At 54.5% G+C, this 15,672-nt stretch carries 16 protein-coding genes and 1 other RNA gene; 8 read left to right on the top strand and 9 right to left on the bottom strand.

What is annotated here, in order from left to right:
- Positions 1-3: 3 nt before the first annotated feature.
- The 3 genes from K5Y30_RS07280 (at position 4) to ykgO (ending at position 3,716) form a co-directional block, all read left to right on the top strand.
- The gene (locus K5Y30_RS07280) at positions 4-3,153 is read left to right on the top strand and encodes an efflux RND transporter permease subunit (protein WP_222210803.1); all 3,150 of its coding nucleotides are present in this window, start codon (positions 4-6) and stop codon (positions 3,151-3,153) included.
- Positions 3,154-3,302: 149 nt separating this feature from the next.
- Complete coding sequence (locus K5Y30_RS07285) at positions 3,303-3,560, top strand: type B 50S ribosomal protein L31 (RefSeq protein WP_101762406.1); 258 nt, start codon at positions 3,303-3,305, stop codon at positions 3,558-3,560.
- Positions 3,561-3,575: 15 nt separating this feature from the next.
- Positions 3,576-3,716, top strand: a complete 141-nt coding sequence (gene ykgO, locus K5Y30_RS07290) for a type B 50S ribosomal protein L36 (protein WP_008103894.1) — start codon at positions 3,576-3,578, stop codon at positions 3,714-3,716.
- A gap of 43 nt (positions 3,717-3,759) precedes the next feature.
- On the opposite strand, the gene K5Y30_RS07295 is transcribed toward ykgO, so the two are convergent.
- The 3 genes from K5Y30_RS07295 to K5Y30_RS07305 are packed head-to-tail and all read right to left on the bottom strand — an operon-like array spanning position 3,760 to position 6,153.
- A complete protein-coding gene (locus tag K5Y30_RS07295) occupies positions 3,760-4,638 on the bottom strand; it encodes a metal ABC transporter substrate-binding protein (RefSeq protein ID WP_222210804.1) in 879 nt (292 codons plus the stop codon).
- A gap of 22 nt (positions 4,639-4,660) precedes the next feature.
- Positions 4,661-5,500, bottom strand: coding sequence for a metal ABC transporter permease (locus K5Y30_RS07300; RefSeq protein ID WP_101762408.1), 840 nt, complete (start codon positions 5,498-5,500; stop codon positions 4,661-4,663).
- On the bottom strand, positions 5,497-6,153 hold the full coding sequence (locus K5Y30_RS07305; protein WP_192236700.1) for a metal ABC transporter ATP-binding protein: 657 nt from the start codon (positions 6,151-6,153) through the stop codon (positions 5,497-5,499). Before K5Y30_RS07305 ends, K5Y30_RS07300 begins: the two co-directional genes overlap by 4 nt.
- Before the next feature lie 340 nt (positions 6,154-6,493).
- Between K5Y30_RS07305 and K5Y30_RS07310 the strand changes: the two genes are divergently transcribed.
- The 3 genes from K5Y30_RS07310 (at position 6,494) to K5Y30_RS07320 (ending at position 7,615) form a co-directional block, all read left to right on the top strand.
- On the top strand, positions 6,494-6,847 hold the full coding sequence (locus K5Y30_RS07310; RefSeq protein ID WP_222210805.1) for a hypothetical protein: 354 nt from the start codon (positions 6,494-6,496) through the stop codon (positions 6,845-6,847).
- 147 nt (positions 6,848-6,994) lie between these two features.
- Positions 6,995-7,372: an Hha toxicity modulator TomB gene (gene tomB / locus K5Y30_RS07315; RefSeq protein WP_007886936.1), complete on the top strand. Its 378-nt coding sequence runs from the start codon at positions 6,995-6,997 to the stop codon at positions 7,370-7,372.
- A 24-nt stretch (positions 7,373-7,396) separates the two neighbouring features.
- A complete protein-coding gene (locus tag K5Y30_RS07320; protein ID WP_007886938.1) occupies positions 7,397-7,615 on the top strand; it encodes an HHA domain-containing protein in 219 nt (72 codons plus the stop codon).
- Positions 7,616-7,744: 129 nt separating this feature from the next.
- On the opposite strand, the gene ffs is transcribed toward K5Y30_RS07320, so the two are convergent.
- Positions 7,745-7,841: signal recognition particle sRNA small type (gene ffs, locus K5Y30_RS07325), an RNA gene on the bottom strand.
- Between the two features lie 177 nt (positions 7,842-8,018).
- Between ffs and K5Y30_RS07330 the strand changes: the two genes are divergently transcribed.
- Positions 8,019-8,330, top strand: coding sequence for an MGMT family protein (locus K5Y30_RS07330; RefSeq protein WP_008103902.1), 312 nt, complete (start codon positions 8,019-8,021; stop codon positions 8,328-8,330).
- A gap of 181 nt (positions 8,331-8,511) precedes the next feature.
- Here K5Y30_RS07330 and K5Y30_RS07335 read toward each other — a convergent pair whose 3' ends face one another.
- Positions 8,512-9,069 carry a YbaY family lipoprotein gene (locus K5Y30_RS07335; RefSeq protein ID WP_110867736.1) on the bottom strand — a complete coding sequence of 186 codons (558 nt, stop codon included), beginning with the start codon at positions 9,067-9,069 and terminating at the stop codon, positions 8,512-8,514.
- A 205-nt stretch (positions 9,070-9,274) separates the two neighbouring features.
- Here K5Y30_RS07335 and tesB point away from each other — a divergent pair, with 205 nt between their 5' ends.
- A complete protein-coding gene (gene tesB / locus K5Y30_RS07340; protein WP_101762413.1) occupies positions 9,275-10,138 on the top strand; it encodes an acyl-CoA thioesterase II in 864 nt (287 codons plus the stop codon).
- A gap of 71 nt (positions 10,139-10,209) precedes the next feature.
- Here the strand turns inward: tesB and amtB are convergent, their stop codons facing one another.
- The 4 genes from amtB to K5Y30_RS07360 form a co-directional block, all read right to left on the bottom strand.
- Positions 10,210-11,499 (bottom strand): ammonium transporter AmtB, encoded by a 1,290-nt coding sequence (gene amtB, locus K5Y30_RS07345; protein ID WP_007886945.1) that lies wholly within the window; start codon positions 11,497-11,499, stop codon positions 10,210-10,212.
- Positions 11,500-11,532: 33 nt separating this feature from the next.
- Positions 11,533-11,871: a P-II family nitrogen regulator gene (gene glnK, locus K5Y30_RS07350; RefSeq protein WP_007886947.1), complete on the bottom strand. Its 339-nt coding sequence runs from the start codon at positions 11,869-11,871 to the stop codon at positions 11,533-11,535.
- 259 nt (positions 11,872-12,130) lie between these two features.
- Positions 12,131-13,906, bottom strand: a complete 1,776-nt coding sequence (locus tag K5Y30_RS07355; protein WP_192414041.1) for a SmdB family multidrug efflux ABC transporter permease/ATP-binding protein — start codon at positions 13,904-13,906, stop codon at positions 12,131-12,133.
- The gene (locus K5Y30_RS07360; protein ID WP_222210806.1) at positions 13,899-15,668 is read right to left on the bottom strand and encodes a SmdA family multidrug ABC transporter permease/ATP-binding protein; all 1,770 of its coding nucleotides are present in this window, start codon (positions 15,666-15,668) and stop codon (positions 13,899-13,901) included. The genes K5Y30_RS07355 and K5Y30_RS07360 overlap by 8 nt, the downstream gene beginning before the upstream one ends.
- Between the last annotated feature and the right edge of the window lie 4 nt (positions 15,669-15,672).

Genomic DNA, 15,672 nt, shown 5'->3' on the forward strand with positions numbered 1-15,672 from the left:
TACATGGCTAAGTTCTTTATTGATCGCCCCATTTTTGCGTGGGTGCTCGCCATCATCATCATGTTGGCTGGTGTGCTATCGATTATCAGCCTGCCGATTGAGCAATATCCCAATGTTGCACCGCCGGCGGTTGAAATCCAGGCCACCTATCCAGGTGCTGATGCGAAAACGCTGCAAGATTCGGTGACGCAGGTCATCGAGCAAAACATGAACGGTATCGATGGACTGATGTATATGTCCTCGAGCAGTGACTCGTCGGGTACATTGACGCTGACGCTGACCTTCCAATCCGGTACTGATGCCGATATCGCGCAGGTTCAGGTGCAGAACAAACTGCAGCTGGCCACGCCGTTACTGCCACAGGAAGTACAGCAACAGGGTATTCAGGTTAAGAAATCCTCTAGCAGCTTCCTGATGGTGGCGGGTTTTGTCAGTGATGACGGCACCATGACGCAGAATGATATTTCTGACTATGTTGCTTCAAACATCAAAGATCCGGTCAGCCGTATGCCGGGTGTCGGTGATACCCAGGTGTTTGGTGCGCAGTATGCGATGCGCATCTGGCTGGACCCACACAAGCTGAACAACTATTCACTGACACCAGTGGATGTGATCAACGCGCTGAAAGTCCAGAACACCCAGATCGCCGCGGGTCAGTTGGGCGGTACGCCACCTGTACCGGGCCAACAGCTGAATGCCTCGATCATTGCGCAAACCCGTCTGACATCGACAGATGAGTTCGGCAATATTCTGCTGAAAGTGAATCAGGATGGTTCGCAGGTACGTCTGCGTGACGTGGCGAAGATTGAACTCGGTGGTGAAAACTACGAGATCATCGCGCGTTATAACGGCAAACCGGCTTCCGGTATCGGTATCAAACTGGCCACCGGCGCTAATGCACTGGACACCGCCGATGCGGTGAAAGCGGAACTGGCGAAACTGGAGCCGTTCTTCCCGGCAGGCATGAAAACGGTTTATCCGTACGACACCACACCGTTTGTGAAAATTTCGATTTTCGAAGTGGTGAAAACGCTGTTCGAAGCGATCGTGCTGGTGTTCCTGGTGATGTATCTGTTCCTGCAGAACTTCCGTGCGACGCTGATTCCAACCATCGCCGTTCCTGTTGTGTTGCTCGGAACCTTTGCGATCATCAGTGCCTTTGGCTACTCGATAAACACCCTGACGATGTTCGGGATGGTGCTCGCCATCGGGCTGCTGGTGGATGACGCCATCGTGGTGGTAGAGAACGTCGAACGTGTAATGGCGGAAGAAGGCTTACCGCCGAAAGAAGCGACCAAACGTTCGATGGAGCAGATTCAGGGCGCATTGGTCGGTATTGCTTTGGTGCTGTCAGCGGTATTTATTCCAATGGCGTTCTTCGGTGGTTCAACCGGCGTCATTTATCGCCAGTTCTCCATCACCATCGTTTCGGCGATGGCGCTGTCGGTGCTGGTGGCGTTGATCCTGACGCCTGCGCTTTGTGCCACCATGCTGAAGCCGGTGGAGAAAGGCGCTCACGGCAAAACCACCGGTTTCTTCGGCTGGTTTAACCGCCTGTTTGATAAGAGCACCAACCACTACGTTGACAGTGTTGGTCATATCATTCGCAGCACCGGCCGTTACCTGCTGATTTATCTGGTGATCGTGGTCGGCATGGCGTACCTGTTCCTGAAACTGCCTACCTCATTCCTGCCGGAAGAGGATCAGGGTTTGTTACTGGCGCAGGCGCAATTGCCAGCCGGTGCTACCCAGGAACGTACCCAGAAAGTATTGGATCTGGTGACGGATTACTTCCTGACCAAAGAGAAAGACAGCGTTAATTCCGTGTTTACCGTTAACGGCTTCGGCTTCGCCGGTCGTGGACAGAACACCGGTATTGCGTTCGTCAGCCTCAAGCCGTGGGATGAGCGTGGCGATGCCAACCTGAAAGTGCCTGCGATTGCCGGTCGTGCCATGCAGGCGCTCGGTCAAATCAAAGATGCGATGGTGTTCCCGTTCAACCTGCCAGCAATTATCGAACTGGGTAACGCCACCGGCTTCGACTTCATGCTGACCGATCAGGGTAACCTGGGTCACGAGAAGCTGACCGCCGCGCGTAACCAGCTGTTTGGCATGATCGCTCAGCATTCGGATACGCTGGTAGGTGTGCGTCCAAACGGCATGGAAGATACGCCGCAGTACAAACTGATCATCGATCAGGAGAAAGCGCAGGCGCTGGGTGTGTCGCTGTCGGACATCAATACCACCCTGGCTTCAGCATGGGGCGGTTCTTACGTCAACGACTTCATCGACCGCGGTCGCGTGAAGAAGGTGTACGTTATGGGCAAGGCCGATTCACGTATGTTGCCGGACGATATCAGTAAATGGTACGTGCGCAACAGCGGCGGCACCATGGTACCGTTCTCCGCCTTCTCTTCGGCGAAGTGGCAGTACGGTTCACCGCGTCTGGAACGTTACAACGGCTTGCCATCGATGGAGATTCTGGGCCAGGCTGCGCCAGGCAAGAGCTCCGGTGATGCCATGAACCTGATGGAAGAGTTGGCAGGAAAACTGCCGGCGGGTATCGGTTACGACTGGACCGGCATGTCCTATCAGGAACGCTTGTCAGGTAACCAGGCTCCGGCGCTGTATGCTATCTCACTGATTGTGGTGTTCCTGTGTCTGGCCGCGCTGTATGAGAGCTGGTCGATTCCGTTCTCGGTCATGTTGGTGGTACCGCTGGGTGTTGTCGGCGCACTGATCTTCACCACGCTGCGTGGCTTAAGTAACGACGTCTACTTTGTGGTGGGCTTGTTGACTACCATAGGATTGTCGGCGAAGAACGCCATCCTGATTGTCGAATTCGCCAAGGATTTGATGGAGAAGGAAGGTAAAGGGTTGGTGGAATCCACGCTGGAAGCATCCCGTATGCGTCTGCGTCCGATTCTGATGACCTCACTCGCCTTTATCCTCGGCGTAATGCCGCTGGCGATCAGCACCGGTGCGGGTTCTGGCGCACAGAACGCGGTAGGTACCGGCGTAATGGGCGGGATGGTAACAGCGACCGCGCTGGCTATCTTCTTCGTTCCGGTGTTCTTCGTGGTGGTACGTCGCCGCTTCAGTAAGAACAAAGGTGACCTGGAACACGGTCATCCGGTTGAGCACAAACACTAAGTTTTACTCTTCCCTAAAAGGCCGCTGATGCGGCCTTTTTTATTGCTGTTTCCCTGCCCCACCAAAATCCCTGCGTTTTTCACGGTTGCAATCAGCCATGTTCGGGCTCATACTATTGTTATAGTATAACATTACATAGCGAGGTTACTATGAAACCGAATATCCATCCTCTTTATCGCCCAGTGGTGTTCCACGACACCTCGGCCAACGAATACTTTAAAGTCGGCTCCACCATCAAAACCGAGCGCACCATTGAGTATGAAGGTGAAGTGCTGCCGTATGTCACGCTGGATGTCTCGTCAAAATCCCACGTGTTCTACACCGGCAAGCAGAAAGACTTTGCTAAAGAAGGCAGCACCGCGCGCTTCAACCAGCGTTTCGGCAGCTTCCTGTCGCGCAACAAGTAACGCTGGAGAGAACAGATGCAGGTATTGAGTTCATTGCGCTCTGCAAAGACGCGCCATAAGGATTGCAAAGTCGTGCGTCGTAAAGGTCGCATCTATGTGATTTGCAAAACTAACCCGCGCTTTAAGGCGGTTCAGGGAAGAAAGAAAAAAAGGTAGGAAAGTGTCGTGATAGTTGGCCGGGATGCTCCCCGGCCTTTTTTTACTTCATGCTATGCAGAATGGCGTCAACATTGTGTTTGAACGCGGCGACATAGGTCGCTGCTGGGCCATTCGCTTCCGACAGCGCCTCAGGATAAAGTTCCCCGCCCGGCTGTGCGCCGGTTTCGCTGGCAATCTGTTTTACCAGTCGCGGATCGGTTTGATTCTCCATAAAGTAGGTTTTGATGTGCTCGGCCTTCAGTTGTTGGATGATCGAGGCCACGTCGCTGGCGCTGGCTTCCGCTTCGGTAGAGAAGCCCACCGGCGCCAGGAAACTGACGCCATAGCGTTGGCCAAAGTAGCCAAAGGCATCATGGCTGGTCAGCACTTTACGCTTGCTCTTCGGCACTTCGGCAAACGCATTTTTCGCCCAGCTATCCAGCTTCTGCAGCTGCTGAATGTAACTTTCACCGCTTTTACGAATATCCGCCGCATCTTCAGGATCGGCTTTGATCAGCGCATTCATCACATTAGTGGCGTAGATCACACCGTTTTGCATGCTGTTCCACGCGTGCGGATCGGTGACGCTTTTACCGTCCTCTTCCATCTTGCGCGTGTTGACACCGTTCGATGCCACTACGATGGTGCCTTTATAGCCTGACGCGCCGATCAGGCGATCCATCCAGCCTTCCATGCCCAAACCGCTCACGAATACCACATCCGCCTTCGACAGCGCCTGGCTATCCTGCGGCGTCGGTTCGAAGGTGTGCGGATCGCCATTCGGCCCGACCAGCGATTTCACGTTAACGTGATCGCCACCAACCTGTTTAACGATATCCGCCAGCACGGTAAAGCTCGCCACAACATCAACGCTTTTCGCCAGCGACAGCGGGCTTGCCAGCATGGCGCCAATCGCCAGACTCAGCGGTAACTTTTTCATTCCTATCCCCTTATTGGTTTGGTTATCGACGGCGCAACAGGCCGCCACATGGTCCTGTCAAAACAGAAAGCAGAAACAGCACCGCAGCACTGAGCACCACCGCCGGTCCAGCCGGCAGCGAGAAATGCCACGAAAGAATCAGGCCGATAAATGCTGAGACGATCGCCAGCAGCATGGCGATGCCGAGCATGTAAGCCAGATGGCGGCTCCAGAAGCGTGCGCTGGTCGCCGGCAGCATCATCAATCCCACCGACATCAGCGTGCCCAGCACCTGAAAGCCCGCCACCAGATTGAGCACCACCAGCATCAGAAACAGACCGTGCACCAGCGGTGCGCTCCATTTGCCCTGAGCGCGTAGGAAATCGGGATCGAAGGCATCGATCACCAGCGGACGGAAGATCACCGCCAGCAGCAGCAAGGTCGTAGCCGCAATGCCGCCGACCAGCAGAATCGCCGCGTTATCCACCGCCAGCAGCGATCCAAATAACACGTGCAGCAGATCGACGCTGGAGCCGCGCAGCGACACCAGCGTGACGCCCAGCGCGAGAGAACCGAGGTAGAAACCGGAAAAACTGGCATCCTCTTTGAGATGCGTATAACGGCTGACCGCTCCCGAGAGCAGCGCCACCGCCAACCCGGCAATCAGGCCGCCGATACCCATCGCCACCAGCGATAATCCCGATACCAGATAACCAATCGCCGCGCCGGGTAACACAGCATGTGATAAGGCATCGCCGACCAGACTCATGCGGCGCAGGGAAAGGAAAACGCCCAGCGGCGTGGCGCTGATCGCTAATGCAACGCAGGCCACCAGCGCACGGCGCATAAAACCAAATTCGATAAAGGGTTGAAGTAATGTCACGACGCCACCCTACGCAACGTTGGCGTTTGTGCGGAATCAGCGTCATCGAGCGATAACACATCCTGAAAATAGCGCGCTACCAGCGGACGATCGTGTAGCACGACTAATAACGTGGTGCCCGCCTGCTGCTGCTGTTCGAGAATCGACATCAGCAAGGTGACGGTTTGGCTATCAATGCCGTTGAAGGGTTCATCCAGCAGCCAGAGCTGGCTGCGCTGCAGCATTAAGCGCGCGAACAACACGCGCTGCAGTTGCCCACCAGATAACGTCGATGGCTGCGCATCGGCGAACTCACGCATTTGTACCGCATCCAGCGCGGCATCGATTTCCAGGCGCAAGGCGCGATTGATACCACCAAACCAGCCGCAGCGTGGCCAGCAGCCCATCGCCACCAGTTCATAGGCAGTAAGAGGAAAGCGGGTTTCAAGTTCACTGCGTTGCGGTAACCAGCCCAGAGCTTTGCGTGGGATATGCAATTCGCAGTTGCCGGAAATTGGCGGTAGTAAGCCGGCAATGGTTTTTAGTAATGTCGATTTGCCGGTGCCGTTAGCGCCAATCAGCGCCGTCATGCTGCCCGTTGCCAGCTCACCGTTAACGACCGGCGTCACCGCACGGCCTTGATAACCGGCTTGTAAGCGGTTGAAATGTATCATTTCTGCATGCCCCAATATAAGGCCAGCGCTAGCAAGGCAATCAGCATCAGCGCAACCAGCAAACGGCCGCCAAGGGAAAGAAGTAAACCGCTGTGATTCATATTCAACAACCAAAAATGTTATAACATAACAATTATCATACCCGACTCACCCTCAATTGCGTCCAGGCAAAAGTGTTTCAAAAGTTGATCGATCATAATGATAGCCGCGCTAATTCGCCGTTTCGCCATGATTGTGTTATGAAACCCATCACAACGATTACTCTTTCTGTTTATTAGCGACTTGCAATGTCACTCAATAAGCTCAATGATAGAAACATCATTCTTTTACTGGATACAAAATGCCGTCTATTATTCATTGTGATATTGCTGTGGATGAGGACGATTGCGAAAAGTTGGTCAGAATTATCCAGGGGAATATTCTCAAAATAGCCGAGGCATTAGCCGGTGATTTACAGTGGTATTCTCAAAACGCGCAATTAGTTCCCGATAGCTTCCAGATTATTTCTATTCAATCAACCGACAATAATCGATTTAAAATGCTTTACGATTTCAGCTGGAATTTATTTAATCCTTGCCTGGATTTAAATGAAACGTTTACGCGTCGAGAAGAAGTGTTGTTTCAGGTAAAGCCCGGCGCGCTGGTGTTTGACGTGATTGACAATGAGCGCCCCTCTCCTGCCGATGAATTGTAATATTTGGTAATTGAGGTGAGCAAAGCTAATGATTGTGGATTACATTTAAGGAGTCGCTGAATTCATTTTTATTCGATATCGCTTCCTGGTAGCTTTTCTTAATCTCGCCGCGCTGCGGTAACTGTGCTAGCTATGGAGGGGAAAAAGATGGACGAATACTCACCGAAACGGCATGATATTGCCCAGCTTAAATACCTGTGTGAGAACCTGTTCGACGAAAGTATGGCGACATTGACTGACAGCCATCATGGTTGGGTTAATGATCCTACTTCGGAAAGCAATTTACAGCTCAACGATTTGATTGAGCATATCGCTTCTTTCACGATGAATTACAAAATTAAGCACGTTGAAGATGAAGCCCTGATTACGCAAATCGATGAATATCTTGACGATACCTTTATGCTGTTCAGCAGCTATGGAATCAATACTCAGGATCTACAACGGTGGCAGCGTTCAGCAAAACGCTTATTTAATCTGTTTGCCGAAGAGTGCGCTTATCTCCAACAACCTAGCCATTCCTTTTAGCACCAGACTGAGACCGGTTTATTTATGAGCAACCAAGCCTTAACTAAAACAGATTATTTGATGCGACTGCGCCGCTGTCGCTCAATCGATACCCTTGAGCGGGTTATCGAAAAAAACAAGTATGAATTACCTGATAATGAACTCGCGGTATTCTATTCGGCAGCCGATCATCGTCTGGCTGAACTGACCATGAATAAGCTTTACGATAAAGTACCGGTTTCTGTCTGGAAGTTCGTCCGCTAAGTTTTTCCCCTAACAGCCGATCTGCATCATCATCGTGTTAATCAAGGATTGAATCACAGGCAAAGGATTGCCAGATTTCTCTGTGCGTAAAATTCTGTGGAGTATGAGGCGGGTACAAAATGGTGGGGGCCCTGCCAGCTACATCCCGGCACACGCGTCGCCTGCTGCGGCTGCTTCCTTCCGGATCTGACCGAGTTCACAAGTTAGCATTGCGGGAGAACCAACAGGGCCCCCATTGACAAGCCCTCATTTCGAGAGCGCAGGCATTATCAAGTATGCCCCCGGCAATTGCAAGCGCAGGCCCGACAACCGTTGGTTTCTTGCACAAGCACACAGCAATGCGCTGATGTCTACCCTTCTGCATGCTAAAGTTTGCCCTTTCCAGATAAAAATAGGTGCGCATATGAGCGACCAAAACAATTTCTCTGAGCGCGTCTGGCAGATCATCGCGGCCATTCCGCCAGGAAAGGTCACTACTTACGGGGATGTTGCGCAATTAGCGGGTTCGCCGCGCGCGGCACGCCAGGTGGGTGGCGTATTACGCCGTTTGCCGGAAGGCAGTAAATTACCCTGGTTTCGCGTTATCAATCGCCATGGCCGCATTTCACTGCAGGGTGACGACTTGTTTCGTCAGCGCGATGCGCTGGAAGCGGAAGGGATTGAAGTTAGCGACGCTGGGGAGATCGAGTTAGAGAAATATCGGTGGGAAATTTAGAGGTGCGATATGTCGCGCACAAGCCCGCAGCCAATAGCACTGAACATCGCACGCTGGAAGGCATCGTTGTGGAGTAAAGCGTCACACGCCATTGATGGCGTGTGACGAGCGATCAGGGACGGGACAGCGACTTTACGGAACAACGATGCCTTCCGGCGCTCTCCCGTCCCATCAATCGAAATTACAGACTTGTCGGTGCCGGCACCGAAGCAGATGGCGTCACCTGCGTAGGTGAAGTCGAAGGCACTGTTGTTGCTGCTCCCGGCTGGGTTTGCATCGCGACGTTGGTCACTGGCACCAACAGCAGTTCGGCTTTTGTTCCGCCCTGATTAATCACCGGTTTCACCGTATCGGTGATAAATGCCAGCTTGCCATCAATCGAAATCGCCGCACTCAACAGAATGCGCGCGTTTGGCTGGATGTCAGCCGGGTTAAACGGCAAGACAAACTGGAACGGCGACTGTTTCCCTTCCGTGCGCACCACGCGCTGCGACAGCACTTTCGAAGGCGCATCGGCCAGTGATGCATCTGATAGCGTAACGGTCAGCACAGAATCCGGCGGCAGCGCAATGCGCTGGCGGATATACACCGAACCACTGACATTAGGCTGCGCAATCGCGGCCTGCTGCCCCGCTACCGCTGAGCCGAGTGTGGGTGTGGCAACCGGCTTGCTGTGGTCCGCACAACCGGTAATCGCCGCAGCCAGGGTCATACCGCTAATAACTTGCCAGAGTTTCATCGATGTCGTCTCCTTATGAACACTATGATTGTCGGCGGTAAATTTATTGCTTAGCTTTTCAGCCGCCGAATGACCTTAATTCTGGCACAAATATCGGCATTGCGCCTAAACCCTCCGCCAGCCCGCTGAAATCGCGGCAAAATCATTGACGGAAACTGGTCGGATCTTTCACACTGACGCGATGAGTCACGCTGAGGAATCCGCTATGAGCCAGGCACTGCACAACCTGCTTAATTTATTAAATCTGGAAAAACTGGAAGAAGGCCTGTTTCGTGGTCAGAGCGAAGATCTGGGCTTGCGCCAGGTGTTTGGTGGCCAGGTAGTCGGCCAGGCGCTGTATGCTGCGAAACAAACGGTGCCGGAAGAGCGCATCATTCACTCCTTCCACAGCTACTTTTTGCGTCCGGGCGATAGCCAAAAAGCCATCATTTATGATGTCGAAACGCTGCGTGACGGCAAAAGCTTCAGCGCACGCCGCGTTAGCGCGGTACAGAATGGTCAGCCGATCTTCTACATGACGGCTTCGTTCCAGGCACCTGAAAGCGGCTTCGAGCATCAGAATGAAATGCCGCAGGTGCCGGGCCCGGATAATCTGCCATCGGAACAGGATTTGGCGAAAAAGCTGGCCGCGCATCTGCCACTCAAGCTGAAAGAAAAATTTCTCGCTGAGCGTCCGCTGGATATTCGTCCGGTGCAAATTCATAACCCGCTGAAAGGCCACGTCGATGAGCCGCTGCGTCAGGTGTGGATTCGTGCCAACGGCGAGTTACCGGCCGATCGTCGTATCCATCAATACCTGCTGGGCTATGCCTCGGATCTCAACTTCCTGCCGGTGGCGCTGCAGCCGCACGGTAAAGGCTTCCTCGAAGCCGATATGCAAGTTGCCACCATCGATCACTCAATGTGGTTCCATCGTCCGTTCGACTTGTCTGAATGGCTGCTGTACAGCGTAGTGAGCACTTCCGCCTCGGGCGCGCGCGGTTTTGTGCGGGGTGAGTTTTATACCCAGGATGGCCGACTGGTGGCGACCACGGTGCAGGAAGGCGTGATGCGCCAACGCGACGCATAAAAAAAGGGGCGATAAAATCGCCCCTCTGTTTTTTTATAATTTTAGCGCACTGCTCTTCTTTAGCCCGGCGGTTACTGGTTGTAAGCGTTCTCGCCGTGGCTGTTTACATCCAGACCTTCACGTTCCTGATCTTCCGGAACACGCAGGCCAACAATCATATCCGCCAGTTTGAAGCCGATGAAGGCTACCACCGCAGTCCAGACGATGGTCACACCCACGCTGAACAGCTGAATCCAAACCTGATGGCCCATGGTCACGCCTTCTGCGTAGCCTACGCCGCCCAGTGAAGAGGACGCGAACACGCCGGTCAGGATACAACCAAGGATGCCACACACGCCGTGCACACCAAACACATCACATGGGTCATCAACGCGCAGCCATTTCTTCAGGGTTGTTACGCCCCACAGACCGGCTAAACCACCCGCCAGACCGATAATCAGCGCGCCGCCGACACCCACATAACCACAAGCTGGGGTAATCGCCACCAGACCGGCGATGAAGCCAGAGCAAGCACCGAGCAGAGAAGGTTTACCGCGTACCGCCCACTCGCCGAACACCCACGACAGCACCGCACCCGCTGTAGCCACCACAGTATTCAGGAACGCCAGTGCAGCGATTTCGTTAGCTGAGGAAGCAGAACCGGCGTTGAAGCCGAACCAGCCCACATACAGAATCGCGGTACCGAGGAACACCATCGGCAGGTTGTGTGGTTTGAAAGCTTCTTTGCCGAAACCAGCACGTTTGCCCACCAGGTAAGCACCCACCAGGCCAGCAACCGCGGCGTTGATGTGAACCACGGTGCCGCCCGCGAAATCGAGCGCGCCGTCTTGCGCCAGCAAGCCACCTGCCCAAACCATGTGTGCGATTGGCAGATACGCCAGCGTCAGCCATACCACCACGAAGATCAGAACTGCAGAGAAGCGAATACGTTCAGCCAGCGCACCGACAATCAGGCCGACGGTGATACAGGCGAAGGAAGCCTGAAACGCAACGTGAATGTACTGATAGAAGCTGCCCATCAGCGCTTTCAGCTCAATATTTTTCAGCATCGCCCACTGGAAGCTACCGAAGAAGGCGTTGCCTTCACTGAACGCCAGCGAGTAGCCGTAAATCACCCACAGCACGCAAACCAGTGAGAAGGTCACCGCAACCTGCGTCAGCATCGACAGCACGTTCTTACCGCGAATCAAACCGCCGTAGAACAGCGCAATGCCGGGAATCGACATAAACAGTACCAAGGCGGTACAGATCATCATAAAGGCGTTATCGGCTTTATCCGCTACTGCAGGGGCTGCCGCCATCGCCAGAGAAGGTAACAGCGCAAGGCTGGTGAGGCCCAACTTCGTTATCAGTTTATTCATTTCTTTCCATCCCATCACAATTCAGAGCCCCAGTTACAGTGCTGCTTCGTCGGTCTCGCCGGTACGAATACGAATGACGCGCTGCAGTTCTGCGACGAAAATCTTGCCGTCGCCAATTTTGCCGGTATACGCGGCTTTGCTGATGACATCGACCACTTCATCAAGTTGGTCGTCCGCAATAGCGATATCAATTTTTACTTTTGGTAGGAAGTTAACGCTGTACTCGGCACCGCGATAAAGCTCTGCGTGACCTTTCTGGCGACCGAAACCTTTAACCTCGGTAACTGTCAGTCCCTGAATACCAATAGAGGATAAGGCTTCACGCACGTCCTCCAGCTTAAATGGTTTGATTACCACGGTAACCAGCTTCATACGTTCCCCTCCGGATAAGAAATTGAGTGAGTCTTCGCGGACACGTAGGGATATAAGCAAAGGCTGTGCCATAAATAAAAAAAGGGGAATGTCAGTAGCATAGGCGCGCTGCATCACGCTTCGTTATGTGAAGCGCAGCGCAGATTGTGGGGTAGGAAGAGGAAAGGTGTTGCAATATTGCACTTCTTTGGTGCTTCAAGCCTCAAAGAAGTGCATCAATACAGAACATTCCGATAAAACTGTGCAAAAAAGGTGCAAATCACCCTTCAGCTTGTACGGGGATGCCCGCCGCGAGTTCATCGCCAGCCTGCTGCAGCTGATACATCTGCCAGTAACGTCCCTGCTCGGCCAGCAGCTCAGCATGCGTACCGCGCTCCACCACCTGACCGCGATGCAGCACTAAAATCTGATCGGCTTCGGTAATGGTGGAAAGGCGATGCGCGATCACCACCAGCGTGCTGTGCTGGCGTAGTGCACGTAACGCCTGCTGAATTGCCTGTTCCGTGCCGGAATCGATATTGGCCGTGGCTTCGTCGAGGATCAGGATTTGCGGTAATGACACCAACACGCGCGCCAGCGCCAGCAGCTGTTTCTGCCCAACCGACAGATTATTGCCCTGCTCGCCTAAACGCGTATGGATGCCGTCCGCCATGCTGCGCGCCAGCGGTGCCAGCTGCACCGTCTCCAGCGCCTGCCACACCTGATCTTCCGGGATATCGCGCCCCAAACGCACGTTGGCCAGCAGCGAATCCGCCAGCACCACCGGATCCTGTTGCACCATCGCAACGCTTTGACGTAAAGCGGCGTGCGACAGCTGCGGCAGCGGGCGACCATCCAGTTCGATACTGCCGCGCGTCACCGGGTAATAGCCCATCAGCAGATTCGCCAGCGTGCTTTTCCCGCTGCCGGTGTGCCCCACCAGCGCAACAAAATGACGCGCCGGCACTTCGAGATTGATGTGGCTGAGCACATCGCGATTATCGCGATAGGCAAAGCTCACATCCCGCAGCGAGATGCTGCCGGAGGCCAGCGGCAGACTATCGCTGCCGTAACCTTGCTGCTCCGCATCCATCAGTTCGAAGATACGCTCGCCGGACACCACCGCCTGTTGCAGCATCGACTGCTGCGTGGTGAGTTCAATCAGCGGTTCATTGAGGCGGCCAAGATAGGTAATAAAGGCGTACAGCACACCAACTTCAAACACGCCCGGCGTGGCGAAGCTGAACAGCATCAGCAAACCGCACAGAATCATGGCCGAAAACAGACTCAACAACGGGCGCAATAAAAAGCCATCCAACCGCAGCGTTTCCATACGCGCCAGATAGTGTGAACGGCTGGCTTCGCCCATGCGTTCACCAAAGCGCGCCTGCTGGCGGAACTGCTGGATCACGCTCATGCCGTTGATCACTTCATTGAAGCCGTTGTTGATGTCCGCCAGATAGCTGCGCACGCGACGCGCAATCGGCGTGCTGAAGCGCTGATAAATCATCATCACCGTCAGCACCAGCGGGAAAATCACGATCGCTACCAACGCCATGCGCCAGTCGAGGGAGAACATCGCCACCAGCATCGCGCCAATCAACGCGGCAGCCCGCAACACTGTGGCCACCACGGTGACGTAGAGATCTTTGATCACTTCGGTGTCATTGGTGACGCGCGAGATGATTTGGCCGACCGGCTGCGTATCGAAGGCGCTGAGCGGCTGGCGCAACGCCGCGTTCATCACGTCCACGCGTAATTGCTGCACCACGCCAATCGCCGCGCGGTTAAACAGCAACGCCTGAAAATAGTGCAAACCGGCGGCCAGCAATTGCAGCAGGACAAAGCCCACCAGCAGGCCCGCGACGATGCCCCACGGCATCTGATGTTTCGCCACCAGATTATCGATGAAGTAGCTTACCAGCACCGGTCCGGTGACTTCGGCTGCCGCCGCAATCCACAGCATGCCGACCGCCAGCCACAGCGATTTACGCCACGGTTTGCCATACGCCAACAGTCGTTTCAGCGTCGGCCATAAACGTTGTGATTTAGCCACGGCTTGCTCCTTCTGCCACTTCATCATCATCCAGTGCGGCTTCCAGCTGCTGATAACGGTACATATCGCGATACCAACCCTCTTTAGCCGCCAGAGTGTCATGATCGCCACGCTGCGCCACGGCGCCGTGCTGCAGTACCAGAATTTCGCTGGCCTCGGTAAGCGCCGAAAGACGATGCGCGCTGATAATCAAGGTACGCCCTTTGCCCCACTGACGCAGGTTATGCAGGATGTCATGTTCAGTGCGACCATCAACCGCCGACAGCGCATCATCCAGAATCAGGATTTCGGCATTCAGCAGCAGCGCGCGTGCAATCGCAATGCGCTGCTTCTGTCCGCCCGATAACATCACGCCGCGTTCGCCCACTTCGGTTTCGTAACCTTGTGGCAGGCGCAGAATATCGTCGTGCACGCAGGCCATGGTTGCCACGCGCTCCAGCTCTTGCTGCGTCGCATTCGGGCGACCCAGCGCCAGATTGGCGGCAATGGTGTCAGAGAACAGGAAAGGCGTCTGGCTGACCACCGCCAGTCGGCTGCGCCAGCTATCGAGTCGCAACTGCGGCAGCGGCGTGTTGTGGTAACGAATATCGCCCTGATCGATGTCGAAGTGGCGCTGGATCAGGCTTAACAGCGTGCTCTTGCCACAGCCGGTTGGCCCGCATAATCCCAGCATCTGGCCCGGTTTTAGCTGGAAATTAAGATGGCTCAGCACCGGGCCAGAACTGGCCGGATAGCGGAACTCACGAATGGCAACCTGCATTACGCCAGGTTCAGGCGGTAACACTTTCTGGCCATCTTCAACGGCAGGCGCTTCCGCCAGTAATGAACGGATACGGCTCCACGCCGCACTGCCGCGCTCAACGATGTTGATCATCCACGCCAGCGCCAGCATGGGCCAAATCATCAGGCCGAGGTACATCACAAAGCTGGTGAGCTGCCCGAGCGTCAAACTGCCGTTCCACACCATCCAGCCGCCACCAGCAATTGCCAGCAGGTTGGAGAAGCCGACGGCAATATAAATGATCGGATCGAAACGCGCATCCACGCGCGCCACATGCAGGTTTTTCTTGCCAGTATCCGCGGCGATGCCAGCAAACTGCTGCGACTGATGATCTTCGAGGCCAAATGCTTTGATCATACGAATGCTGGTCAGGCTTTCCTGGGTTTGATCGTTCAGGCTTGAAAACGCCGCCTGCGCCACTTTGAAACGTTGATGCAAGCGGGCACCGTCTTTCTGGATGGCGAAAGCCATAATTGGCATCGGGATCAGCGCCAGTAACGTCAGTTGCCAGCTAATTTGGGTGCTCATCACAATCAGCACCACCAATCCCATCACCAGCGAATCCACCAGCGTCAGCACGCCTTCACCGGCGGCAAACACCACGCGATCCACATCATTGGTGGCGCGGGCGATCAGATCGCCAGTGCGATGGCGCAGATAAAATGCCGGATGCTGGCGGCTGAGCTGGCGATAAAAATCTTCACGTAGCTCAACGGCTAATTGATAGGATGCGCCAAACAGCAGCACGCGCCAGACGTAGCGCAGCAGATAGACAATCACCGCCGTCACCAGCATCACGCCGATCCACATAAAGATCTGCCCGGCGCTTAAATTATGCTGGGTGACGCCGTCGACAATTACGCCAACCACGTGCGGTGGCAGCAATTGCAGTAAGGCAATAACGATCAGCAAGCTGACGGCGCCCAGATATCGCCGCCACTCGCGCAGGAAATACCAACTTAACTGGCTGAATAATTGCACAAGC

This window comes from Pantoea sp. DY-5 (genome assembly GCF_019795955.1).
Classification (GTDB): Bacteria; Pseudomonadota; Gammaproteobacteria; order Enterobacterales; family Enterobacteriaceae; genus Pantoea; species Pantoea leporis.